The sequence below is a fragment of the Pseudoalteromonas sp. J010 genome, from assembly GCF_003934235.1.
GTDB lineage: Bacteria > Pseudomonadota > Gammaproteobacteria > Enterobacterales > Alteromonadaceae > Pseudoalteromonas > Pseudoalteromonas peptidolytica.
In genome coordinates this window covers 47,629-72,672 of record NZ_RDBW01000011.1, presented here as the reverse complement: position 1 = coordinate 72,672, position 25,044 = coordinate 47,629, and the positions used below count along the sequence as shown (strand labels likewise).

The following is a 25,044-nucleotide window of genomic DNA, read 5'->3' as shown; positions in this document are numbered from 1 at the left end:
GCGAGAAATAGCATTATTCAATAAAATGAATACTACTTTTCGCCCGAGTGAACAATTGAGTATTAGCTATTAATTCTCAAAAGCAGTTCCATAGGTGGGGAGCGCTGTTTTACATGGCAGCCACACCATCACTCCAGCTGCTGGGTCGTTAGCATCAACAAAAGAAGGTGCCCAACCAAGCTGTCTAAACCCGAGTGAAACGTGATTTTCCTCGACACCGAAGTTTGCTGTTGCTTCTCGCGCATTTTCACATTTGAAATATTGCGTCATATTATCTGAAGGAATATTCAAATCAGCCAGCGTGTAATTCTGAATACAGCCAACACCGCTGCCACTACAGGTATTTTGATAATCATTCCAGGCATCTGTACATGCTGTACCATAAGGGTTATCACGACAAATTCTGGCATACTGCTCATAGATCCACGCATTGTTATACGCCGCGGTCTGCACCCCTTGCGCTTTTTGTCTTTGCTCATCATTCATCCAACTGGCGTATTGTGCAAGTACGCCTCTAGCACGATGTTCATGATTAACTGACTTTTTAAATTGATCTTCCAGCCACAAAGTACGGTAGGTCGTTTCAAAACGAATATCTTTATTACCAGAATCTAAACGACGAACATCTTGTGAGCTGATCTCGTATGGAGTCGCTTTGTAACGCACTACGTTGTAATCAGATAACGCATTAAACTGATCACCAAAGTCATTTTTTGCATAATTTACCGCTTGCTCAAACAAGGTAAAACAAGGTTCATAGTTATCAAGCGAACAGGTGATAATATTGTTTGGAATGATGCTCAACAGTTGTTTCGGATCACCGCCTTTTTGTAACGCCCTGACGGTAATTCGGACACTCTTTTTGAGGTCTTCATCTATGTAGTTAAGTTTACCATCAACGCTTATCCCTATATTTCCAGCACCGTAGCTGACGCCTAAGTAACCGCCAATTTCGCTCTTATGCTGCTCACTCAAATATTCAATTTTCATATTAATGAGTAGCTGGGCACCATATTCAATTTCACTGATAAACGCATCGCCAGCCATGCTCATTAGCTTGCTTTGATATTCATTGGCTAATGTGTTTCCTGATGGAGTCAGGGTATAACCGATATTAGGATCGGCTGGCATGAGCACACGCTTTTTCGGTGTTAATGATGCCTGAAAGGTGTAAGTATTTGAAAACTCAGTAGAGGACATTTCTTTAGCTAAGTGGCCTCCAGCTTTGACGCGAATGACGGGAAAGCCTACATCAACATCAACATTTCCGTTTAGTTGGCGCAGAACTTCATCGTAGCTGCCGTTATTAACGAGTTCGAATTGTACGCGGGTATTACCAAGAGTTTCTACGGTTTCACCAGCAACAGTTTGTACATTTAGAAATCGTTTCTGGTCGCTGTTAAACGCGGTACCCAATACCACGTGATCATTCATCAAGCCGGGTATTTCACTTTGAAACGTATTTACATTTTGTGCTTTTTGCATCAATGCGGCTTCATTTACAAAGTTGGTTTCAGCCCAAACAAATGGAGCTGAGCTTGCAAGTAGTGCCACGATAGTGTTTTTGTATAAATTCATGTTGCCACCTATTACTTCACGTAAAGGAGGTAATCTTCTACCTCACCTGAGTCTACTTCTTTACATGCGTCATTACTGCCACCTAAGTAGTCCATAGTTACGCGCATTTTTGTCATTCCTTTCTTCGCTCCTGTCGGAGGAGTGATTTCAACTTGTAGCGCTTGTTCAGAGACACCTGCAAATAGCATCTCTTTGCTATCTTTAAAGTCACCATCTTGGTTCCAGTCAATAAAAACATGCCAAGTTTCAGGGTATGTTTCAGCATCACTGAACCCTGGAGTAAGTGTCAGCTGGTAGCTTTTGTCCGCATATATTTTTGCCGTATCACCAACATAATTACTGTAGAAAGTATTACCACTGGTGTTATCGAGATTTGAAAACTTCACCGATTTGATGTGTTCATAATCGCGCTCGCGCGAACGAGTCTCACAATAGTTAGGCATTGTTGGGGTGACCATTACAGCGCTGATACGGTAATCTGAAGGAATTTGTAAGCAGGAAGTTGTTGGAGATATGCCAGCAAACCAATTTTTTGGGTTGGCGTTGTCTTCATCCCCAAAGGTAATGTACTTCGCATCATTTCTCAGCGCGCTGTTCTTATACAGCATGACTTTTTTGAGGTTAGCAATTTTTTCTTCGTTGGGAATTGGGGTTGTGGGATCAAATATATTGTCAGAGACCTCCACCAGTAACCCCGGATAGCATTTCTCTAACCACTGGAAACGCCCAAGCGCCTGCTGGGGAGTTAACACATCACGGGATTCAAATAGCGTTGTATTTGCCTGTACGGTCGGCGCAGTAATGGCCGCAACAGAGGCAATAAATGTGCTGGTAAGCATGACTTTTAACATAGTCTTATTCCTTATAATTCTAGCCATTTGCGGTCATACTGATGAACGCGATCACGGGTTTGTAGCTCTCTATCGCGACAGTAATTACCAATTGGATTACGTTTACAATAATCAACTGCGTCAGCAAGGATGAACGAATTGAATAACGCATTATCACGAATGGTTTCTAATGCTGTGCGGTGTGCGTTATTGAGCTCACTTGCATAGTAATTCAGGAGGTTGTCCGCGCGGCGGTTATCAAGGATCGCCTGCACCCAATCATCGCTCATATTTTTAAGTGCCAGTTTGGTTAAGATACTTTTTGCAGGGTAGATATCATCTGGTACCAATGCAGATAAACTTGGCCCCGAATCGGTATAGCTTTCAGTGAATACACGGCTGACGTTATATTTGTCTAAAGTGTCAAATTGAGTGACATAGTTGGTTTTGATGTAGTCAATACTGTTTTTGAACACATCAAAACATGGTGTAGGATTTTCCATCGTACAATTTATGAGCTGGTTTGGGATCACCTTCAGTAGCTCAGTAGGGTCACCGCCAAGCTGCAACGCTGAAACGGTGATTTTAATATTACGTTTTACGTCTTCATCAACTTTTTGTAGTTTACCGCTAACACTGACTTTGCCGGCCCAGTCAACACCAAGCTGGCCTCCCCATTTCACCTTATCTTCATCATTTTTATATTGAAATTTGAGGTTAATCATCACTTGAGAGCCATACTCAATCGTTGATACAAACTCATTACCAATATTGTTAAATTTGTCGCCAGGATTGGCGTTTGCTAAGTCCAATGCAACTTGAGTTGGTCGAAAGCCAATTTGCGGATCGGCAACCAACATGCGCTTTTTTGGCTTCAAAGAAAGAAACAGAGTATAAGTACCGGTGTAGTTATCAGCGGCGTTTTGCTTGGCGTAGCTGGCTCCGACTCCAACTTTGATAACGGGAACATCTAGCGCTGCACCTAAGTTACCATCCAACATACTAGAGAGTTGGCTATAACTCATGTCGACGCCAACGACAAAATCCATTTCAGTGTTACCATAGGTCTCATCAACCATTCCTTGTACACTTTGCAACGCATAAAAGCCTTCTTTTTCGCTATGATATGCAGTGCCCAATGTTACCGAATCTAGGTTTGAATTGTTTTTTTGGGCAGTGAACTCTTTGGTATCGGCTGCGTTTGCTGACAAACTACAGGCAAAAAGTCCCACCACCCCCATGGCCTGTGCCAATGGAGAATAACTAAATTTCATATTGAATTCCTTACAGAGAAGTGTGACCTTTCAAGCAGAAAGGTCACCGGGTAGTGATTAGTTCAAACTATTGATGTAATCTGTTTTCCATTTTTCAGGAAGACGTTGCAGGATTTCTTCTTCTGACATGCGAATTTCCTGATCTTTATAGTTAAACTCATCTTGAGTTGCTAAATCACCAACCGCCATACCGTTGGCAAACATGGCAAAGTTACGAGACTCAGACAATACAGACTCTGCTGTTGGCGCAAGTTTTAAGTTGTATATCTTGTCTTTATATTTTTCTTTGGCTATGTCTGTGACGAGTACAGAACCCTCTTCAGTCAAAATACGGTCGCCCACTTTAAGCTCTTTTGCCCACACTATGCCTTTGTTAGACGTAGAGATTGGGTGTGTTTCTGTCATTAAAATATCAGAGCCATCTGCACCTTTAATGCGATACATTTTGATAGCTTCAATACCGACTGACACATCGACCACTTGCATCGGCTCTTTCACATTTGCGTTGGAAGCCAATGCCCCAAGCACAAGATCTCCTTTACCGATATTTTCAATGGCTTGCTGAGAGCCATCTGCCATGGTGATTAACGTACCTTTTGCCAGGCAGCTATAACCCAATTTCATCATAGGTAGTACTTCACTATAGAAGTTACCAAAACGCGTTGACGCCTCAGACGTTAATGAAACTTGGAAAGCCACCGGCCCACGTCGGCCTGTTTTGAAATATGGGTTCCCTTTAACTGCAAATGTCATGTACCAGTTTGCTGTTGCAATATTGGAAAACAACTTAGCGTTGCCAAAGCGTCCTTCGTTGCGAGGGATATTCCAGCGAATAATGGATTCTTTATTGACCGGATCGACTTCCACGTCTAGATAGTCAGAGAATTGCTTGATTGCATTTTCGATACCTCGGTAGCTTTGTTTTGTTGCCCCACCGTATACCCCCTCTTGGAGGTAGATATTAGTAGGTTCATCAATACCATTTGGTAACGCGCCCTCAGTAGGGTAGATCTCTAAAATTTCATGAGGGACACGAAGCTCACCATTGAACGGAATATTTACATCGGTGATTTCATTTGGATCGCCAACTTGATCTGGCATGTAATCACAGTCTGAGTGTTGGCGGTTTAAGCAAACTTTAATTACTGCGTCGTTATTTTTATCTATTGGTGCCGTTGCGTTGTATTGAGGGCGACCATCATAAAGAGCGGGCGTAATACCCATTTCTGCTACATTGGATTTATTTGCACTGTCTTTAGCAACCACGCCATATATTGTCTCAGCGTGTTCCCATGAGAATGGGTACTCAGTATATTTTATGGTCGAGCTGATGGTGCCATCTTCATTCTCTAATTCTACAAAAGAGCTAGCATAGATAGTGTCGATGTTTGGAAAGTGCTTCTTTAAAGACTTAAGTGAAATAGTCGAAACAGCTGTGGTATCTTTACCGTCAAGCACATTCAATGTAGACCCCGCTGGTGCCAATTGGTTACCGTGCTCATCTTCAAGTAGTAGGTCAATATAAGTCGCTTTTGTGCCCCCAAACCGTGTGCTTTTTGCTCTGACAATGATGTAAGGCTCATTGGTATCTGCTGAAATAGCCAAGTTCATATCCATAAAGAAATGTGCTTCTTTGATAATATCAACTTCCGATTCACTCACCGGTGGTGGCGTTGCTGTCAACTTCGCTGTCTTTGCTACGAGATGTTGCTGTTTGGCAACCTCCAGTGTTTTATGTAGCTGTGGGAACTGACTTTCTTTTCGCCCAGCTTGATTGAGGCGTGATGTAGCCAACTTATAATGAAGCGGGTTACTCATGTCTAATTTACGGATCCCGTATTTATCGGGTGTTGTAACTGCTTGACCATATAAAGCAGCAGGCCCTGATTGAGTTGACACAATGCTACTGTCTAAGTGCGACTCGTTGATAGTATTGGCTGCGACTGCATTGCTAACGGCCAGCGCGACTGTGAGCGGAATGAATATCTTTTTGTTAAACTTTTTCATATTATTTTCCTTAATTTTTATAAATTTCTACTAAGTAGTCTTCAATTTCTCCGCTCCCCGAGGTAGCGGCACTGCTATAGTCAGAGCAAGGGTCAATACTATTTACTCTGCTAAATCCGTAGTACTGCAAAATTCTCATTCGTGTTGTTGTGACAGGTTGTGAGAGTTGATTACTTGGGATACTAAATTCTCCCTCAACATAGCCTTTACCGTAGTCTTGGTTTGTTTGATCAAAGTCCATAATGAGTAATTCAGACTTGTCATTTCTCCAATCACCATTGCCAAACTGGCCGTCACCATTGAGGTCTATCCAAACATGATAATTTTCCGCGAATGCCTCACTACCGGCATAACCTGCTTCAATCCGATAGGTATTATTTTGCGTTGCATATAGCTTGATGGGGTTGTTAGGGTTTACCACACCAGCTTGTTGGTTATTATCAAATGGCCCATCTTGGTTAAAGGTGACGTTTGCAATGTGTTCATAATCGGTCAGACCGGCGGCTGTGCAATATTCAACAGGCTGCGCAGACTCAAGCGTTATCAACATATTCTTGGTACCTGTCACTCTTCTCCACCAAGGTTTGTCATAACTGATTGAGAGACTTGCACTAAACGCTCCGGCAGACTGATATATGTGTTGTGTATCTTGGCCAAAGTCGCCGTTTTGGGTCAGCGTAGTACCATCGCCAAAGTTCCAGACTAAGGTGACATCTGGATTGCGAGCGGCATTATCTGGTTTTGAGGTAGTGTTATTAAATGTGACCATAAACGTACCATCACTCAACTCTGTTACTGTAAAACTGACTTCTGGAGTAAAAGAAGATTGGCCGATTTTTACTGCTTTACTGAGCGCTTGCTCGCCATCTTCATGGCGTATGGTTAGTGTGATCGTATATTCGCCATCATTTTGATAGGTGTGCTGGGTATCTTGCATCGACGAAGTTGCACCATCTCCAAATTGCCACTCCACGGTACTTCCTGCTGGCATCACACTTTGGTCGGTATTTACAAACACAGTGTTGCCTGAAGTACTAGGAGTAAACAATGGCGTAATCGTGGTACTAAACGGGACTTGTTTATTCCAGCTACCAATTTCTTTGTTAAATCTGTCGTACGCTTTTACGCTAACGGCATAATTTCCTGATTTTGTGTAGGCATGTGATGGCGACATTTTCGAGCTTGTTGCTCCATCTCCAAACTGCCATTGCCAACGCTTAACGCGATCATCAACAGTGTTATTAACAAAGTTGATCTGGTTGACACCTTGATTTGCAGCGATCTTCATCTCTACTGGATCGTTATTTTCAATTAACTTGACGGTGTAGTCTTCGATTTCACCCCAAGAGATATCGCCGCATGCCGACTTAACAATTCCAAATGACACCATGGTACGAATGCGATAAGTTTGGTTTAATTCGCCGCTTAGTGAAATGTCTCCGCTCAACTGTGTTTTATTGCTGCCAAAAAGCGCCAGCTCTTCAGTTTTATGAAACAGGCCGTCGTTATTCCTATCCAACCAGACATAAAAGTTTTTAGTTTTATCCTTTGTATCTGGATGAGGGGCTGCCACGAGTGTGATGTTCAGCGCTTTTCCATCTTTAATATCAATGACATTGCTTGAGTAATCACTGTAATTACTGGAAGCAGATTCATTTATGTAATCATTCAATGTGACTGAAGAAAGGTAGTATTTACTATGGTTAACCCCTTGTGCCGAGCAATAGTCAGCGTACACGTCAATAGGGAGTGTGTAGGTATCTGACTGACCAGATGGGTCGGTTGCTTTCAAGGAGACATCATACTTTCCTGCGGCGTTATAGCTATGGCTGATTTCAAAGGCACTATTGGTTGCGCTACCATCTCCAAAGTTCCATTCCCATTGCCAACCTTCACTGTTTTCTGCGGAAATGTGCTGTCCATCTTTTCTGGTTAAGTTCTTAAAATCAAAAGATAAAAATTTACGTTCAAAGTTAAGCTCGGACTCTAGCCCTTGATTAACTGTTAGCCTAATTCCCACTTGTGAAAAAGCTTTGCGAACATGGTTTTTCAGCTCAGAGGTTTGCCATTGGCTTCCGTCTTGCTTGCTGACGCCGTCTTGTCTTAATCGATCGCTTATACTGCTGGCTTGTCGCATCACGCAATCTGCGGCTGTAAGATAGGTGCTGTTACTCGTCCAACAGTTCTTGTTAGCATTGGCGAAAAGAATAAAAGAATATTTGGTATTCCATGGCGAAGGTTCATTGGCAAGCTCTGCTGTAGAGAGGTAATAAAACGCCTTATTAAATACACCGGCACCATGGTGAGACGTGATGGAGTCATCATAATCATCTATATGATCAATCGAGTTGCCATCGAGGGTGGGGGTTTTGAAATAACGCAAAGCATCACCGAGCCGAAACGTTTCATGATTACTTTTCCAGTCATTGACACCGGAATAAAAAAACTCAGCAGCTTCTCCAGCCATATCTGAAAATGCTTCGTTAATTGCTCGAGCCTGCCCAGTGAGCATAGACTTTGGTGTATTTGACCCATATTCTTCAGTAAAGCCATGAGCTATTTCATGCGCGACTACATCAAGAGAAACCATAGGGTAAAAGAGATAATCACCATCACCAAAATACACTTCACCACTTTCATAGAATGCTTGATCCATGTTTAGGCCGTAATGGACATTTTGAATGATCTTTTTATCAAAATAGGGTTTCTGACCGAGGTAAGCTTCAAACATCAAGCTTGCTGTTTGACCAAAGTGGTGGGCATCATTCAATGCCGAACGAGCGCCATGATATTCTTTATAGTCGTTTCTTGTTGAATTTGAACAATCGTAGCTATAGGGGACACTTATCTGTGCCGTACTATGATTGTAGTTGCGTGTTTCAACATTTTTTGCATCGAACAAGCAGTTGGTTTGCTGTCCATTTGCTTGCATAGACACTACAAACGTTTTTGGTGGGTATGATACATAGTCGGCTTGTTTGTAATCTTGACGAGAAACTTTGTCGTTTCCAGACGGACCACTACCACCTTCATGAACGATTTTTTGTAATACATCTGCCTGAGTTATAACTTCGTTGCTGGTGAGATCCACAAAAGTTAAAATTCGTTGAGGCTGATAAGGCGCTGAGTGAAAGTCAGTGAAAAAGCTTACTTTTGCCGCATGTCGGGCTTTGCCTTGATCATCAATGTATATCACCTCTTCAGCGTGTTTGCGTTTAAAAATCCGTGGTCGCTCTGCTGGAAATTTGGCAATAACAGCGGCTAAAGCATCTTCGAGTTGCTGCGCTTTTACTTCAGCAATGCGAGGAATATCTTTTTCAATGTTAACGATAATGTCGCCGTATACTTGCTCGACAACACCATTATTATCAGTTAGTACAACGAGATCCTGATCCCAAATTGGGATGTTGTGATATTTTTGAGTAATTGTGTGGCTGTGCTGTGTTTCGCTTATTTGTTCTTGGTGAAACTCCAACGACTGACCTGTGTATTGAGTTGCGAATGTGTTTAATGCGAGCAAATAGTTATGCTGTTGCACGTCCATACGCCCCAACAGTGGTTGTTTTTTTTGTAATGCAGATGTAATGTGATCTGCGTTATTAAATAGAGAAATTCGTTCAGTTGCGTGGCTATGCAACGAAAACATTGACGCTAAAACGCACAGATATTTAAACCCTTGCATATTAACTCCATAATTATTTTTAAGATTCCTTCCCACCTAAACGTCACTGCTCAATTTGAGACTACTTCTGTGCGAATGAGTGTGGTCTGCAGTTAAATCTCAACGGTTTTGTGCTGTAAAAGTTGTGGGGACTTGACGGAAGTATGGAGTTAATCACTAAGTTAATGTAAATAATAGTTATTTTTTTATTTTTTGTAGTGGCGATTGTTCTTTTATTAGGAACTTTTTTTGCAATATTGATGAAATAAAATGAATAAGGAGGGTCGCTTTTAAGTGGGATAATTAGATTTATCAGTCTCTGGTAAAAAGTACCTAGGCTGTAAGGGTGGGCTAGGTACTTTTTATTGCTATATTATTGTACAGTGACGTTAATATAGTTGGTCACAAAAGGGGCTATCTCAATAGTACCTGTGGCATAAACATCTTTACTCACGTCCTTGCCTTCAATTTTAATATAATATTGACCGGCTGGGATGACAATGTCTGAATAATGGTTTGTACCAAAATGAATGGTATCACCTTTTACAAGCCACCCCTCAGGTGAGACCTCATATAAGTAGCCTCTACATTTTATATTTCCGATCCGAGGGTGCTTGCACTCATTAAATTTTAGCCTGGTTTTCCCATCAGGGTTTTTAGCGGTTTTAACAAACGCAAGTGAGCCATAGTTACGCGCAGTTTTCTCCGCGTGATGTGTCCATACTTTTTCCTTTTTAACTGAGTAGTCACTGCTCGAGCCACTACTATTTGCTGACACTACGGTGCCAGAGCTGCCAAAAATACCGTTGATAGCACCGTCTACACCATCATTAACTACGCGGTTTATATCGTTGCTTTTGCATGCGGTTAGAGAGGCCATTGAAAGCGCAATAAGTGTAAGTCTTTTCATTATTTATCCTTGAAGTTCCATGAGTATCGCCACTGCTCACTTGCTTGCCCCTTGACTGTACAACTATTGCGTACATCACGGCGCTAGTCTGTGTGAGAGTATGAGCATTTAGCTCTAAAGTGTATTTATTCTTGTGATGTGGTTTTTTTCATTGTTAGTGATCTGACTTTTGAGTAACTGGTTTTTTTAATCAACTATTTAAGAGCTAATTTTGCTGCCTACTTTCCAGTATGGGGGGCTTTAATTCACCAGATTACTCACTTAATCGACTAGACTGATATTCAACCACTCCTTATCCTAATCTCAATTCAATACCAGTCCTCTCCCTCAAATTGGGCGAATATACCCGATAATGCTTCCTGTTATACCAATTAGACTCAATACTTGTTCAATTTGAAGGAGTAAACCTGACGCTAACAGCGTTAAAAGTTTCTTATTTAGAGCTACTAAATAGCAAAATTTTTGCCTCGTTATCGACAAGATTTTCTCGCCTTAAAATAGACCTCTTAATTAAGATAATTGGTATTATTTTTGATAAGAATCGCACAAAAGTTTACCGTGTGGTGAAAAAAAGTCCAACAAAAAGCGGATTATTTATTGGTTTAGGTCAATTTGCCAGCGGATCAAAAGGCTTAACTATCCGATCAATTTAAACAGTAGTATGTTTGTCCAATTCAAGCTTATTGATTCCAGTAAATGGCTACTTTGGGGGAGTCGAATAACAAGGCGATGAGAAGTGGTATAAGGGGGAGCTGTTCATTACAATCCGCAGCGRTGTCGACTTTAGCTCGTATAGTCCGATAACACTCCGTAGAGGATAGACAACTCAATTGGCTTTGGAATATGGGCGTTAAAACCAATTTTAAAGTATCGCTTTACATCTTCAACCATCACATTAGCAGTAAGAGCAATGACTGGTATCTTAATATCTAGCTTCCTTATCGCTTTAATCGCATCAACACCATCCATTACTGGCATATGTATGTCCATCAGTATTAGATGGAAAGAGTTTTCGCGGCAAGCTTTAACAGCAAGATCACCATTTTCAACGACCGTAATAATTGCTCCCGTTTCTTTTAGCATGGTTTTCACTAATATCTGATTAATCGGGTTATCTTCAGCAATCAGGATCTCTAGGTTTTGTAAGTTTGGTGGAGTCAGCGCTTTTGTTTGTGTTACTTGTGATTGAGAGTTGGATTGTTCAAGCGGAAGTGTTACATCAACGGTGGTTCCTTTTCCTGCCTTACTGGTTAGATTAATCGTGCCGTTCATAAGTTTGATCAAATTAACGGTGATAGACATACCTAATCCTGTACCACCGTATTGCCTAGTAGTAGAGGTATCTGCTTGAGAAAACCGCTCAAATATTCGCTTTTGGGTTTGCTCATCCATACCAATCCCTGAATCTTGGATACTTAGATGAATTGCCGCATTGTTATTGTGTATGACGTTAGTTGCTGTGATCGACACTTTACCTTTGTGTGTAAACTTTACCGCATTTGATGCTAGGTTTAGTATTATCTGTTTGACTCGAACCAAATCACCAAGCCAACCATCTTCAAAGTGTTTGTCAATGTTAACAACAAAGTCTACCCCTTTATTACTAACTAAAGCGTCGAGATCATACTTAACGGAATCGAGAATATTGCGAATTGAAATCGGCGCGCTTTCCAGCTCTATTTTGTTAGACTCTATTTTTGAATAATCCAGAATATCATTGATGATGGTCAACAAGCTTTTTGCTGAAAATATTGCGTTAGTGAGTACTTTCCTTAAGTCACTGTCTAAGCTTGCATTTTCTAATAATTGCAAGCCACCTAAAATAGCATTCATGGGGGTTCTGATCTCGTGACTCATATTCGCTAAGAAATCACTTTTTGCTTTAGAAGAATGTTCAGCAGCAAGTCGTGCTGTTTCAGATACTTCGATAGCTTTGATTTTCTCTGTCACATCATAATTCACACCAACTACTCTGGTTGGCTTGTTATCCTTATCGCGTATGATTTGGGCACTGGCTTTTATGGTTCTAATATCACCGTTTGGATGAACGACTCTAAACTCGGGTTCATATTCACCAGTTCCAGCGATGGCGTCTTGTAGTTGTGTGCTGGCAAACTTTATATCATCAGGATGAACAGCACGTTCCCACGCTTCATATACCTTTGAAAATTGTGCTTTTTGGATCCCGTATAAATTAAACATCCAATCATCCCAAATCAGCTCATTGGTGAGTAAGTCCCACTCCCAAACCCCGATTTGGGCAGAGTTATTTGCAAGCTGCATTCTCAGTGCCAACGAGTCCGCTTGGTTTCTCGCTTTTTTGAGTTGTGTTTGTGCTTCAATTTGTAGTGATATATTTTGGATAACTGACCAAATGAAGTTTTTACCGTTATTATCTGCTACTTTAATCCCAGACAAGAGTACTGGAAATACGTGACCACTTTTGTGAATATATTCTTTTTGATACGGGCCATAACGGCCAGTTTTTTGCAAATTATCGAGCTGTATCTGTTCTTGTGCCTTATATTTTTCGGGAGTGATTTTCCAATAGTCAGTATTGTTTAATTCCTCTACCGAGTAGCCCGTCATCTCACTAAATTCGTCATTAACATAATGGAAAATGCCATCGTCCATCGCGTTTACTGCGATCCCAATAGGTGCGGAGTTAACAAAGCGCTCGAATTTCATTTTTTCTGTCTGGTAGGCCGTTTTATACTGTTTAGCATCGGTACTGGCTTTATCTAATTTCTCTTTCGTTGCAATAAGTTCAGAGATATCTCTCACAGTAGCGAGCACCAAGCGTTTATCTTGTATGTGTACGGCAGTAAGGGAAACAGAGCAGGGGAATACCGTGCCATCAGTTTTACTGTGGATCCAATGAAAAAGCTGTGCGCCATCTTGATGGCATTTTTGTATAAAATAGGTGGCTAATTGTTTGGATGATGTGCCGCAAGGTTGATATGGTGGGGATATATCAGAGGGCGCAAGCTTTAAAAAGGTGTCCTTACTATCGATGCCATGTAAGTCTACGGCGGCTTGATTACACTCCACAAACTTCCCTGAATCCAAATCAACAATAGACTGCGCGTCGCCTGAGGCGAGAAATAGCGTTTTATATTTATCCCGCTCAAATGTCGTTGCTGCCAAGCGTGCTGTTAGTGTTTGTATTTCTTGTTCCAATTCCTGAGGGCTACGATTCATTCTTTATGTCCTAGCTTGCATCAATGAAAAAGCACTCAGATTGACGCCGCGTTACTTGGGGGTAAGTTCTTCTATTAATGTAGCAAATAAATACCAAACCTCACGAATAAATTACGCCGAACAAGCGCTTCACATTAATAACTGTGGAGAGAGGAAAAGTGTGTCAGTTTAGTAATGTGTATTTTGGTAAGCCTAGATTGGCAAACTACTCAGACAAGGAGCGCCCACTTCGTCACTTATTTGTCCAAGTGTTTGCTATTATCAATCTCAATCCTAAATGATTGGTCTTGAACATTTGAGTATATCGCATTGTCTTTCCAGTTTTTATTCTCTTTTAAGTTTGATATTACCTTTATTGCATACTCAACAGATGAGCCGTTATCTGGGGTGTAAAAATCGATAGTACATGTTTCTTTTGAGCATTTTATGTCGTCAATTCTTATTTTGGCTAACCGCTCATTTTGACGCAAAAAATGGAATAGTTCATCTTGATGTTCAATCTCTGTTTTTTCGTAGTCACTTGCGTTACCGGAGTTTGTTTCGTCAGTAGCGTTGACTAAGCTTTTGCGCTCATGCGTAAAGCCTTCATTTGAATATGGAACACCTTCTATTGAGACCGTTTTTACTGCTGCTTTCGCGTCTCTTTTTTCCTGTTTATAAGCATTTGAACCCGCCTCAGGCTCAGTTGCGTTAAGGATCTGCTTGTCATCCTCGACTATCAGGTCAGAACCATTCACTGAGGGCTGGAAATATAGGTAAAGTACTGTTGTGATTAATAAAAAAATGATTAAATCTTTTATTCTATTCATGTCTATCCTTGATAAGTCTGGTTATTTTTGCTCTAAATAAGGTAGCCTCAAGACCGTGAGTGTCAATCTTGCTCCTTCAGCTTGAGCAAGTATTAACGCTAATTGCTATCATTACACAGCACAGGCCTGTCGGTGTTTAGATTTTCTTTGCGCTAGAATTAAGTCCTTGTAACATAAATTAATTTTTCTATTTTTCATTTAGCTTTCAAAAACAAAATTAAAGCGCATACAAAATATAAAATTAGTCACTCTGTAATGCTTCGATAGGATCCAGCTTTGAGGCTTTAATGGCGGGATATACACCGAATATTAAGCCAACTAATGCACAAATACTAAAAGAGAGCACAATTGCACTGAGAGACCAAGACACAGCCCAATTTGAATAAAATGCAATGATCTCTGAAAGCACAATGCCAAACACCACCCCGAGCAGCCCACCTAAGATTGAGATAGTAAAGCTCTCTGTAATAAACTGAACCTGAATATTTTTCTGAGTGGCACCTATTGCACGTAATAATCCGATTTCTTTGGTTCGTTCAAGTACAGTCGCGAGCATGATATTCATAATACCAATACCACCAACAAGGAGGGATATACCGGCTACGCAAGACATCACCATATTAAAAATGGCCTGCGTTTGTTTTTGCTGAGCAAGCAAGGCAGCTGGTATGGTTAACTTATAGTCGTCAATGTCGCTATGGCGATTCATGAGAATGTTAGCAATAGCTTGAGATGCTAAAATTGGACTGTGAGATTTGTCGATGGCCAGTTTCAACTCAGTGATCTCTGGCTCCAGTAGCCCCTTATTAAAACGGTAAATAGCGGTTGTCAGAGGTACAAAAATACGACTTTGCTCACCACCTAATGCCACGCCCTGAAACTCCTTTTTATTCAGGTGTGGTGCTTGCAAAATACCAACAACTTCAAACCATAAATGATTTACTTTTACTTGTTGACCAACTGCGCCTCCTAAGGGAAAAAGCGTTTTTGCGGTATTTTCACCAAGTAACGCAACTTGCCTATATTCCTTGCTATCTTCTGCATTAAGTAGGCGACCATCCGCAAGCTCATAATGGGCAAGACTAAAATAGTTTGCAGTGACACCGGCAGCTTCACCATCAAAGCTGCCGAACTCGCTATATATCTGAAAGGTATCTACCAGTCGTTCAGCAGAAAAATCATTAACAAAGGGCAAGGCATCGACTATCACTTGGCCGTCTAATAAGTTAAGACCTTGTGAGTGTTTCCGTTGTTCTTTTAGGTCATTCTCTTCAATGTCTTTGGCGCTGACAATAACATTATTAATCCCCATGGAATCAATCATTTTAAGCGCTTCTCGTTCAGCACCTTCACCTATGTTTAACATAGCAATCACGGCGCCCACACCAAAAATCATACCGAGCAAGGTCAATAGGGTTCTGAGCTTATGCTGCTTTAATTGCACCATGGCGTCGGTGAATAACTCTACATATTTCATTACAATTCCTTATTCGCGACCAATGCAATTTGTTGGTTAGGGGACAAACCTTCCAGTACTTCGGTGTGGCTTAGGTTGCTTTGCCCTAACTCCACTTTTACACGTTGAAACTGGCTACCGTCTTTCACTAGCACAAAAAACGCATTGTTGTCATTGATAATGCTATGTTTCGGCACAAGTAGTGCTTGTTTACGTTCTTGAACAAGCAATTTAGCGAGTACTTTATTGCCGGGTGTAAAGTGGCTTGGAGTTTCGTTGAGGCTAGCTATAACCTCATAGTATTTTTGTGGATCTCCACGGCGAATAGATTGTGGATAGGGCGATACTTTTGTGACTTTACCATCAAAGCGTTCATCACTATTGGAGAGTAAAGTAAACTTAACCGTTTGCCCAACCTCAAGGCCAAGCGCTTCTTTTTCATGAACAAAAAGCTTAGCTTGCAGAGACGAAATGTCTGGTAACCCGCCAATTTTTTGCCCAGGCCATAATGCTTGGCCTGCCTTTGGCTTCTCTCCACGCCAATCCGCGTTTAGGGTAAGTAAGCCGTCATGTGGCGCGATAACTTCGAGACTTTCCAAATTTGCGTTGTACATCGCAATTTTGCTTTCATGCTGTTTTGATTGCAGTTTCAGTAGCTCCATTTCTCCCAGTGCAGAGGAGGAAAATTGGTCTGTCTGCCACTCAAAATATGCTTCTTTTGCGTTGAGATACTCAACATTTTGTAGTTGATCTAAAATATCGAGCTTTGAGCGGATCCGTTCGTCATCTATTGAAAAGGTTTCGGCAAAGCGCTTCTCTTCACTGACAATGCTTTTGTCGCTATCTAAATGGGACTTTCTTGTCGTTAAGTCACTATCTGTCACGGTCATGTCTTGCGCTACTTTGCCTTTGTCGAATTCGCTAAAACGTTTTCGTCTTGCTAACTGGCTGCCATCGAAGCGTGCAATCACATCGCCTTTTTTCACCTGAGAATACTCTGGTACTATCCAAGCAAGTGTTTGCGCTCCTCTGGCTGAAGTTGGGGCAGATATCACTGTTTCGCTTGCGGCTTCTAGTTCGCCTTCGGCATCCACTGTTATCGAAAATGGCTTTGACTCAACAGTGTAGAGCAGTTGTGTTGGTTTATCCGATGCTTCTTGACAGCCAATCAACCAAATAGGGACAAGCAACGCGAGTAATTTTTTGCTCATAGCCTTACCTCCGTGCCTTGGCTAATGCCAGAAGAAACCACGGCAAGCGTCGGTGTTGTATGAGAAATTGTCACCTCTTTTTCACCGTAATTTGTGTTTAGCAGCACTTTGCCAGCACTTTGTTTTAAAGCGTTAAGCGGAACGGTTAAGGCGTTATCGAGTTGGGCTGTCACAATCTCTACACGAGCACTTAATCCGGGCCTTAGCTTATCAGTATCGATTTTATCCAGTTCAATAATCGCATCAACAATACGGCTTTTATCTTGATACGACTTCTCCCTGAAGGCCTTTCCTATTTCAACTAGTTTTCCACTTATGACATAACCGTCGGCACTGTCAATGGTCACTTTTACTGTTTGCCCTAATTTAATCCGCCCAAAATCGGCTTCCTTTATTTGCGCTTTTACTTGCATTTGTTCAATAACTGATAACTCGACCACAGGCTGGCCAAACTGCATGGACTCACCAACACTGGGTTTTTCACCTGCTCTATTTGCTCTATAAGCAACTAAGCCATTCATTGGTGCTTTAACTTTTAAACGCTCAATATCACGTTTTAGTGCTTTTACTTCAGCATCTGTTCGTGCAACTTTACTTTTTGCCAATTGGATACTCAGTTCTTTGTTGTCTAGATGAAAAGCAAGTTTGCTGCGGGCAAGCTCTAACTCATTAGTTGCAATGGTGAAGTCGATTTGCGCTTTTTTACGATCGTTGTCTGAGCGTGAGTTATCTATGATCTCTGCCCGTCGTTTTGCCTTATCGAAGTTCATCTGCGCTTCAGCCAGTGCAAGTTTGTATTCTTCTTCTTGCTCCTCGACTTGAGCTTGTTTATTTTCCAGTTCTTTTTGTGCTTGGCTAAGCTTTGAATTGTATTCCATCAGGCGATCTCTCACGCTCTGATCGTCAAACGAAACAACAACTTGGCCTTTTTGAACTGGAGTATTTTCAGGCATTAACTGTTTTATCTTGTATTGCCACATACGCTTGATTGAAGGAGGTGCTATCAACGCTCGGCTTTTTGATTCCAATTCACCATTCGCTTCTACTGTGATAGTGATTGTCTGTGACTTAACGATATGTGTATCGCTGGGAGCCTGGCTACAGCCAAGTAAATAGAGTGGAATGATAAATGCCAGTACCTTACTTTTCATTTTTCCCTCCTGGCAAAGTGATGCTTCCGCTCATGCCTGGTAGTAGTGGCAAATCAGTGTTGAATGTGAATTTAGCTCGGTAATACATACCTTGGCCCCAGTCTTGGCGTTTTTCAGGTTGTGTTGATAATTCTGTAAGTGTACTTGGCGTTGATGAAGGGCGAAATGCGTCAAACTTTAAATCAGCAGTTTGACCTTCTTTGATACCAGCAGCATCCACTTCATGTATCCAAGCTTCTAAATACAGGCCCGCTGTAGAAGGGATCTCTGCTACTTTCCACCCTGGTTGTACGGTTGCACCTGCAAATAATTTGTTGCCATTCCATGGGTGATCCGCATACAGAATGGGGCCGCTGTTACTGGCCATTAGACTCATTTTTTCTAGTTGCTCTTGGTTGTGCGTGAGACTTGCTTCTAACCGCTTTATCTCCAGCCGCTGTTTCTGAGTATTTGCCTTGGCTTCAGTTTCGGCTTTGCTTAAACTAATTTCGGCTTTATGGTTTTCAATGATCGCTTTTTCTAAGGTCAACTGATGCTGTTCGTAATCATAAATACTGATATTGGCTTTTGGCACGCTTGCATCAATTTTGGCTCTTTCAACGAGCAAAATGGTTTTTTTCAACTGAAACTGGGCTTCGAGTATCTTTTGGGCGCCGTCTTGTTCAATTCGCTTGTATTCATCTTTTGCGGCATCAAGCGCGACTTTGTCTTGGTCGATTGAGGTAGCAATGGAGCCTGAATCGTAGACAACCACAACATCCCCTTTGTTGGCAACTTCCCCCTCGGGTAGCATCCATTGAACTTGCGTTTTCCAAGAGTCGCTCATTGGTGCGTGAAAGACTTGAGTTTCACCAGCTTTAATAACACCTGAGATAATAATTTGCTTGGCAAAAGCCTGCGAAGAGGTGAGCAGGGCTAAGCTTATAATATAACTGCGCATTGGCTATCCTCCACTTTCTCACCATCTTTCATTCTGATGATCCGTTCAGCATATTCGGCAATATCGTCTTCATGCGTTACCATCACAATGGTATGGCCTTGCTGGTGCAGCTGGCAAAGTAATTCCATGATTTCATGTGAAGTTTTACTATCTAGGTTACCAGTTGGCTCATCGGCAAAAATAACTTTAGGTTCATTGATAAGCGCACGAGCAATTGCAACACGCTGGCGTTGTCCTCCAGACATTTCGAAAGGTTTGTGATGTGCTCTACTGTCAAGGCCCACTTTTTTTAACATAGCAAGCCCTCGACTTTTGGCCTCTGATGGAGAGGTATTGGTGTACCTCAGTGGTAAGATGACATTGTCCAATGCAGTTAGTCGAGTGAGCAGATGAAATGTTTGAAAAATAAAGCCGATTTTCTGATTTCTAATTTGTGACAGCGCTTCATCTTCTACAGCTTGAATTTCTTGATCTGCCAGATAGTAAGCACCGGAAGTTGGAGAGTCTAAGCAGCCAAGTATATTCATTAGTGTGGACTTTCCAGAGCCAGAAGAGCCCATCACTGCGACAAATTCGCCTTCCATCACTTCAAGAGAAACGGATTTTAGAGCATGCACTTGCGTTTCTCCGCTTCCGTACACGCGACTTAAGTTTTCGACCCGAATCATTTTTATTTTAATCCTTTGTTTTTTTATTGGTTTTATAGCTGGTTTAGTGGTGTTAAACCTAGTCCCTAAATTCAGTGTAACAAGGCATTAACTCAGAGTAAATCTAGCAAACACAAAGCGAAGGGAGATAAGAACGGCTGATAGTTATAATATTAATTTGCTAAAACAAGTTTTCTATTGTTAGGTTATTAGCAAAGAAAGCCTAGGCGATAACCTGACTTGTGCGCCTTGCTACTGCTTTGAAGGCAAGGCAAAAATTTAGCTACTCATTTGTTCTAAGCTGGTCTTAATTAACCTGAACTGGAGTTCAGGTTAATTAGCGTCATAGTAACTTTATAAAATTGCCCCGGCTTCCTGACAACTTGGTTTTAGTTAGGCTCCACCCAAAACGCACCAACTTCTTTTTTTACTACTTTGACTTCTGTTCCTGCGCTAATTGGCTGCTTACTTTTTAGTTGCCAAGCAATCCCTGAATAATTGTGGAATATTCGGCTGTCTGTGTTGAGATCCTTTTCTAATGTAAAAGTGAGCTCTGCAAAGTCACTATTTACCTCTTTGTTGTCGGTAACTTCTTGCATTCGTTTGAGTGGCTTCCATAAAAAAATAGCCAATAACGTAGTAACTAAAGCATTAAACCACAGTGCGGTAAGCCAAGTTTGCTCTAGCAACTCTGCATACATTAATCCACCACTTATGACTAAAGATAAGCCTAGAAAAAACAATACAAAAGTGGCAAAGCCTAGCACCGTCACTTCAATAATTAGGCAGGCGATCCCAACAACAATTAAAGCTTGAGCTAAATGTTCAAGTAAAAAGGCCATGAAGATCACCCTTGTTTTTTGTTCAACGAGTTGATAATCGACATGCCTTGGGCAACTAATGAGCTGGCATCGGTTCCATTATCAGGAAGTAAGACCACCGAAGACTCTTTAGCAATCGCTTCTTTTGCTGCAATTGCTTTTGTTGCTAAGTCGAGCTGGATCGCTTTTTGCCCTTCGTCAGTGTTTGCTGCTTCACCCACCTTTCTAAGTGCCTCTGCTTGAGCATCAGCAACGGCAATGATGGCTTTTGCCTCACCTTCTGCTCGTAAAATTTGTTCTGCTTTTTCTGCTTCAGCAGCCAGCACTTGTGCTTGTTTCTTACCTTCTGCAACATTGATAGCAGCCTGGCGGTCACCTTCCGACTCTAAAATTTGAGCGCGTTTTACACGTTCAGCTTTCATTTGCGCTTCCATTGCTTCCATTACCGAATTTGGCGGTACAATATCTTTGATCTCGTAGCGTAATACTTGGATCCCCCACGGATCAGATGCTGAATTAATGGCGGCGACAATATTGGTATTCAGTAGGTCTCGCTCTTCAAAGGTTTTGTCTAGTTCCATTTTGCCTAATTCACTTCGCATGGTGGTTTGCGCAAGTTGTGTTACCGCAAAAATATAGTCGTCCACACCGTAAGTTGCTTTGTAAGGGTCTAGCACTCTGAAGTAAAGCACGCCATCAACAATCAGTGAGATATTGTCTTTGGTGATAGCCGATTGCGAAGGTACATCAACAGCCTGCTCTTTTAAACTTCTATCAGCGGCAACGCGGTCAATAAATGGCAGGATAAAATTAAGACCAGCTTCTTTGGTAGATTGGTATTTACCGAAACGTTCAATAATCCACGCTCGGTTTTGTGGCACAAATTTGATACTCCCTTTAAGTACGACAACGACAAAAATCAGCAAAAATGCTTGAATAGTAAAAAGGTATTCAATGATAAATGTGACTAAATCCATGTAAGTTCTCCCGAGTCTATAAGTCCTAATAATTTCGTACTTTGCATATTAAGCTTAGTTGATTGGTATAGGTAACCTGAGCTTCAGATAGATGAAGTTTGAGTTATTCTTTGCATTAAATAACTTAAATTCTGGATAATCAACAACTTTATATTAATTTGCATGGATTGAGTCAGTTAATTTGTTACCTTGAGTCTAGGCGAATGTAGTCTATCGTGTATCAGGTTAGGAGACGGCTTTATTTATCAATAGGAAGCACATTTGGCAGCGTGGATGTGTGCTAGCATTTCTGTGGCTCAACGATGGTAATTGCTTGTATTTCCTCTTTATTACTCGGTGACCATGCGCGTTCACATGCTTGTTGTTTATCTAGCCAAACAAAGTCCGTATGCTCGTCTTTAGCAAGTTGAATAGGGGTGTTCGACGGCACCTGAACACTAAAAACATATTCGGTATTGAGTGTTACACCGGGTTCGTAGCGATGAAGCCACTGCGGCCTGATCTGGTATCGGTTGGTTTTATGGTGGGCATGTATCTCTATTCCAAGCGCTTTTGCGTCGATCCCTGTTTCTTCTTTGAGTTCTCTATAGGCAGTTTCAATTGGCAGCTCGTCATGATCTATACCTCCGGTAACCGATTGCCAAAAATCAGGGTCATCAGCTCTTTGTAGCAACAAAAATTGCTCAAGCTCATTATAAATCACAACTAAAACTGAAAAAGGTTTTCGTAACATAGATACAGTTTATAGAGATTAAAAGTCTAGGTCTGAGTGTAGCGAGATGAACAGGGGGGAGCAACTAAAACGAGATGGCATTTTTGCAAAAAAAAGCAGGCCATCTGGCCTGCATAAAAACTCCAATAGCAACAAGCTGTGCCAAGGAAATCCCAATAATGCCAACGTCCTGGTTAGCAAGCTCTACTTCTCGGGAGTTCAATTGTGACTTTAGGCACGCCTAAGTACGCAGGTAAAAAGGTGCAGCCCCAAAGGAACGAAACCAATGCTAATGCAATGTTTATCTCTTGTAAACTAAAAATTGAAAAAAATAGTTTAAATGCCCTTTTTTTGTTCACTTTTAAATACTGAGCTGTAAAAATATACTATCTAACCTAATCTCGTAACTAATTGTTATTTATGTGATTGATGAAATTTGTACCTGTAATTATTCAAAGGATGTTGCAATTTTGTATGTGGGTTGTATGTTAATGGTTTGTACAACATGTAACCTAGGAACAAAAATATGAAACTCACATCAGCCGCAATGACTGTGGCATTACTGACCTGTACTTCGCTAGTAAACGCTGCTATCCCTTACCAAGATAAGCACTACCAATTTACTCAACCAGATGGCGAGACTATTACGTTAATCTTGAATGGTAATAACTATTTTGCTCAGCAGCGCACAGTAGGAGGTAAATTAGTTGTCTATGATGATGCGCTGCGAGGTATGGCTTATGCGCAGTTATCGGCAGACGGCGAGGCGTTAATTTCCACCGGTGTTTTAGTCTCAAATCGTGCTAAGCAGGGAGTAAAAGTTCGTCAGTTGGAGGACTACCAGCAAGGGTTATCGTCAGCCATTATTGCAAAAAAAGTAAAAGCTGCTCAGCAAAGCATGCTAGGGCTACTAAGCCACGATTTGGCTCACCGTCGACACGAGGAGCATAAAACCGAGCTTACACAGTTGAACACCTCAATTACAGGTAAAGTAAAAGGACTTACGATTATTATCGATTTCCCTGATGAACGCGGTACGATCACAAAAGCGCAGATTGAGCGCTTTTTGAATGACGAAAATTACTCTGAATTTGGCAATGCGCAATCTGTGCGGGGCTATTTTACGTCCGTGTCGGGCGGTAAACTAGACTATACCAATACGGTAACGGCGTACTACACAGCTAAAAATAATAAAGCATACTATGCTGACAGTTCGTTAAGCTCAACGGTTAGGTCACAAGAGTTAATTAAAGAAGCATTGAATTGGTTGGAGTTTAACCAAGGGTTCGACTTTCGCTCGTTGACAACCAACAGCAGCGGCCAGATCCGGGGCTTAAACATCTTCTATGCAGGCAACTCTGATAGTGCTTGGTCTAAAGGGTTATGGCCGCATATGGCAAGGTTAAGCCCACGTTTTTGTGCCGACGGTGTATGTACAGATCGGTATCAAATTACAGATATGGGTGATAGCTTAGCAATAGGCACCTTTGTACATGAGTCTGGGCATCTGATCACAAATTGGCCTGACTTATATGATTATGATGGGAGCTCGGAAGGTTCAGTAGCAAGTTTTGGGGTGATGGGTTTTGGTGCTATCGGTACGTCAAACCGTTTTGAACCTACACCGCCTGTTGCACACTTCAGAGCGCTTGCTGGGTGGGATAATGTGATTGAGCTAAACCCCGCGTTAAATAGTAACGCACCATCAGGGCAGCTAAGCCATATTTCAGGTTCGAATACCTCTTATAAATGGAGTAATCCCAATAACACCAATGAAACGTTTTATATCGAGGCGATTCATCAATCTGGACAGCATTCACAGCAATTGGACTCGGGCTTGGCGATTTGGCATGTAGACCCAGCTGGGAACAACTCAAATGAATGGTATCCATATATACAGATGGAGCATGGCGATGCTAGCCGTGATCCAGAAAACGGTCGAAATCGTGGTGATAACGGTGACTTATTCAATGTAGCAGGGGAGTTTAGTGCTACTTTACCCAATGCGCTAGCGCAAAGAGGAACCAATGCCTTGTGGTGGAATGGTGATGATTCGGGCTTACGGATCAGTAATATTTCAGATCCCGCTGCTGAGATCCGTTTTACCGTAAGTGCTACACTACCGCCTCCTCCTAAAGGAGATATTTATCGCGGATATTTGGCTGATAAAGAGCAAGCTATCCAGCCAAATGGTCGCTGGTTTCAATATAATGGCGGCGTGATAGACGCTGTACTCTTAGGGCCTGAAAGTGCTGATTTTGATTTAAAACTGGAAGCATGGAAAAATGGCCAATGGCAGCAGGTCGCTATCTCCGAGACTCCCTCGTCACAAGAAACCATACGCTATACCGCAAGCGCTGGCTATTATCGTATTATCATTTATTCCTACCGTGGAGCTGGGGATTACCGCTTAACCATACAAAAATAGCTAAATAATACCAATTTTCTTAATTAAGTGGTCTATTTTGAGGCGAGAAAGTCTAGTTGATAATCCTGCTACCGCGTCCTGCTATCGCCAAGGTACCTACCTCCGAGTAGGTGTAGGCAAGGCAAAAATTTTGCTATTTAGTTGTTCTAAATAAGAAATTTTTAACGCTGTTAGCGTCAGGTTTACTCCTTAAAATTGAGCAAGTATTAAGTCAAATTGGTATAACCTAAGAATTGAGCAGCAGCGTGGTTTATCGCTGCTGTTTTGTTTGGTAACAGTGTTAAAAGTATTTGGTGTCAAAAATAACACCTGCTGAGTGTGGGCTAGCTCAATTTTGATTCTTGTTTATCCACCTCATATCAACTTTTTGTTTATATAAACTGAGCTTATTACTTCAAATCACCCATTTTTATATTTCATCTATAATTCAT

The 25,044-nt window shown here is 41.5% G+C and carries 17 protein-coding genes; 1 reads left to right on the top strand and 16 read right to left on the bottom strand.

The window, feature by feature from the left end; genetic code table 11:
• Positions 1–69: 69 nt before the first annotated feature.
• The 16 genes from EAG18_RS07190 to nudB all read right to left on the bottom strand — a co-directional run bounded on the left by EAG18_RS07190 (position 70) and on the right by nudB (position 22,206).
• A complete protein-coding gene (locus EAG18_RS07190; RefSeq protein WP_125251701.1) occupies positions 70–1,578 on the bottom strand; it encodes a hypothetical protein in 1,509 nt (502 codons plus the stop codon).
• 11 nt (positions 1,579–1,589) lie between these two features.
• Entirely contained in the window at positions 1,590–2,429 is an 840-nt protein-coding gene (locus EAG18_RS07185) for a GEVED domain-containing protein (protein WP_125251700.1), read from the bottom strand.
• A gap of 11 nt (positions 2,430–2,440) precedes the next feature.
• The gene (locus tag EAG18_RS07180; RefSeq protein WP_125251699.1) at positions 2,441–3,682 is read right to left on the bottom strand and encodes an internalin; all 1,242 of its coding nucleotides are present in this window, start codon (positions 3,680–3,682) and stop codon (positions 2,441–2,443) included.
• A gap of 57 nt (positions 3,683–3,739) precedes the next feature.
• Positions 3,740–5,689, bottom strand: coding sequence for a Hint domain-containing protein (locus tag EAG18_RS07175; protein WP_125251698.1), 1,950 nt, complete (start codon positions 5,687–5,689; stop codon positions 3,740–3,742).
• Positions 5,690–5,699: 10 nt separating this feature from the next.
• Positions 5,700–9,371, bottom strand: coding sequence for a PKD domain-containing protein (locus tag EAG18_RS07170; protein WP_125251697.1), 3,672 nt, complete (start codon positions 9,369–9,371; stop codon positions 5,700–5,702).
• A gap of 352 nt (positions 9,372–9,723) precedes the next feature.
• Positions 9,724–10,260 carry a hypothetical protein gene (locus EAG18_RS07165; protein WP_125251696.1) on the bottom strand — a complete coding sequence of 179 codons (537 nt, stop codon included), beginning with the start codon at positions 10,258–10,260 and terminating at the stop codon, positions 9,724–9,726.
• Positions 10,261–11,043: 783 nt separating this feature from the next.
• Entirely contained in the window at positions 11,044–13,461 is a 2,418-nt protein-coding gene (locus EAG18_RS07160; RefSeq protein ID WP_125251695.1) for a PAS domain-containing hybrid sensor histidine kinase/response regulator, read from the bottom strand.
• A 236-nt stretch (positions 13,462–13,697) separates the two neighbouring features.
• Positions 13,698–14,270, bottom strand: coding sequence for a hypothetical protein (locus EAG18_RS07155; protein ID WP_125251694.1), 573 nt, complete (start codon positions 14,268–14,270; stop codon positions 13,698–13,700).
• Positions 14,271–14,511: 241 nt separating this feature from the next.
• Positions 14,512–15,747, bottom strand: coding sequence for an ABC transporter permease (locus EAG18_RS07150; protein ID WP_125251693.1), 1,236 nt, complete (start codon positions 15,745–15,747; stop codon positions 14,512–14,514).
• Positions 15,747–16,937, bottom strand: coding sequence for an HlyD family efflux transporter periplasmic adaptor subunit (locus tag EAG18_RS07145; protein ID WP_125251692.1), 1,191 nt, complete (start codon positions 16,935–16,937; stop codon positions 15,747–15,749). Before EAG18_RS07145 ends, EAG18_RS07150 begins: the two co-directional genes overlap by 1 nt.
• Positions 16,934–18,088, bottom strand: coding sequence for an HlyD family efflux transporter periplasmic adaptor subunit (locus EAG18_RS07140; RefSeq protein ID WP_125251691.1), 1,155 nt, complete (start codon positions 18,086–18,088; stop codon positions 16,934–16,936). Before EAG18_RS07140 ends, EAG18_RS07145 begins: the two co-directional genes overlap by 4 nt.
• Positions 18,078–19,028: an HlyD family efflux transporter periplasmic adaptor subunit gene (locus EAG18_RS07135; protein ID WP_125251690.1), complete on the bottom strand. Its 951-nt coding sequence runs from the start codon at positions 19,026–19,028 to the stop codon at positions 18,078–18,080. The genes EAG18_RS07140 and EAG18_RS07135 overlap by 11 nt, the downstream gene beginning before the upstream one ends.
• Complete coding sequence (locus tag EAG18_RS07130) at positions 19,010–19,696, bottom strand: ABC transporter ATP-binding protein (protein WP_125251689.1); 687 nt, start codon at positions 19,694–19,696, stop codon at positions 19,010–19,012. The genes EAG18_RS07135 and EAG18_RS07130 overlap by 19 nt, the downstream gene beginning before the upstream one ends.
• A 368-nt stretch (positions 19,697–20,064) precedes the next feature.
• Positions 20,065–20,517: an NfeD family protein gene (locus EAG18_RS07125; protein WP_125251688.1), complete on the bottom strand. Its 453-nt coding sequence runs from the start codon at positions 20,515–20,517 to the stop codon at positions 20,065–20,067.
• Positions 20,518–20,522: 5 nt separating this feature from the next.
• A complete protein-coding gene (locus tag EAG18_RS07120) occupies positions 20,523–21,473 on the bottom strand; it encodes an SPFH domain-containing protein (RefSeq protein ID WP_125251687.1) in 951 nt (316 codons plus the stop codon).
• A gap of 280 nt (positions 21,474–21,753) precedes the next feature.
• Positions 21,754–22,206, bottom strand: a complete 453-nt coding sequence (nudB, locus tag EAG18_RS07115; protein ID WP_125251686.1) for a dihydroneopterin triphosphate diphosphatase — start codon at positions 22,204–22,206, stop codon at positions 21,754–21,756.
• Positions 22,207–22,711: 505 nt separating this feature from the next.
• Here nudB and EAG18_RS07110 point away from each other — a divergent pair.
• On the top strand, positions 22,712–24,613 hold the full coding sequence (locus tag EAG18_RS07110; protein ID WP_125251685.1) for a M6 family metalloprotease domain-containing protein: 1,902 nt from the start codon (positions 22,712–22,714) through the stop codon (positions 24,611–24,613).
• The last annotated feature ends 431 nt before the right edge of the window (positions 24,614–25,044 follow it).

Bases quoted from the DNA above. Each gene is read 5' to 3' on its own strand.
- EAG18_RS07190 (WP_125251701.1), bottom strand. From the start codon at position 1,578: ATGAATTTATACAAAAACACTATCGTGGCACTACTTGCAAGCTCAGCT.
- EAG18_RS07185 (WP_125251700.1), bottom strand. From the start codon at position 2,429: ATGTTAAAAGTCATGCTTACCAGCACATTTATTGCCTCTGTTGCGGCC.
- EAG18_RS07180 (WP_125251699.1), bottom strand. From the start codon at position 3,682: ATGAAATTTAGTTATTCTCCATTGGCACAGGCCATGGGGGTGGTGGGA.
- EAG18_RS07175 (WP_125251698.1), bottom strand. From the start codon at position 5,689: ATGAAAAAGTTTAACAAAAAGATATTCATTCCGCTCACAGTCGCGCTG.
- EAG18_RS07170 (WP_125251697.1), bottom strand. From the start codon at position 9,371: ATGCAAGGGTTTAAATATCTGTGCGTTTTAGCGTCAATGTTTTCGTTG.
- EAG18_RS07165 (WP_125251696.1), bottom strand. From the start codon at position 10,260: ATGAAAAGACTTACACTTATTGCGCTTTCAATGGCCTCTCTAACCGCA.
- EAG18_RS07160 (WP_125251695.1), bottom strand. From the start codon at position 13,461: ATGAATCGTAGCCCTCAGGAATTGGAACAAGAAATACAAACACTAACA.
- EAG18_RS07155 (WP_125251694.1), bottom strand. From the start codon at position 14,270: ATGAATAGAATAAAAGATTTAATCATTTTTTTATTAATCACAACAGTA.
- EAG18_RS07150 (WP_125251693.1), bottom strand. From the start codon at position 15,747: ATGAAATATGTAGAGTTATTCACCGACGCCATGGTGCAATTAAAGCAG.
- EAG18_RS07145 (WP_125251692.1), bottom strand. From the start codon at position 16,937: ATGAGCAAAAAATTACTCGCGTTGCTTGTCCCTATTTGGTTGATTGGC.
- EAG18_RS07140 (WP_125251691.1), bottom strand. From the start codon at position 18,088: ATGAAAAGTAAGGTACTGGCATTTATCATTCCACTCTATTTACTTGGC.
- EAG18_RS07135 (WP_125251690.1), bottom strand. From the start codon at position 19,028: ATGCGCAGTTATATTATAAGCTTAGCCCTGCTCACCTCTTCGCAGGCT.
- EAG18_RS07130 (WP_125251689.1), bottom strand. From the start codon at position 19,696: ATGATTCGGGTCGAAAACTTAAGTCGCGTGTACGGAAGCGGAGAAACG.
- EAG18_RS07125 (WP_125251688.1), bottom strand. From the start codon at position 20,517: ATGGCCTTTTTACTTGAACATTTAGCTCAAGCTTTAATTGTTGTTGGG.
- EAG18_RS07120 (WP_125251687.1), bottom strand. From the start codon at position 21,473: ATGGATTTAGTCACATTTATCATTGAATACCTTTTTACTATTCAAGCA.
- nudB (WP_125251686.1), bottom strand. From the start codon at position 22,206: ATGTTACGAAAACCTTTTTCAGTTTTAGTTGTGATTTATAATGAGCTT.
- EAG18_RS07110 (WP_125251685.1), top strand. From the start codon at position 22,712: ATGAAACTCACATCAGCCGCAATGACTGTGGCATTACTGACCTGTACT.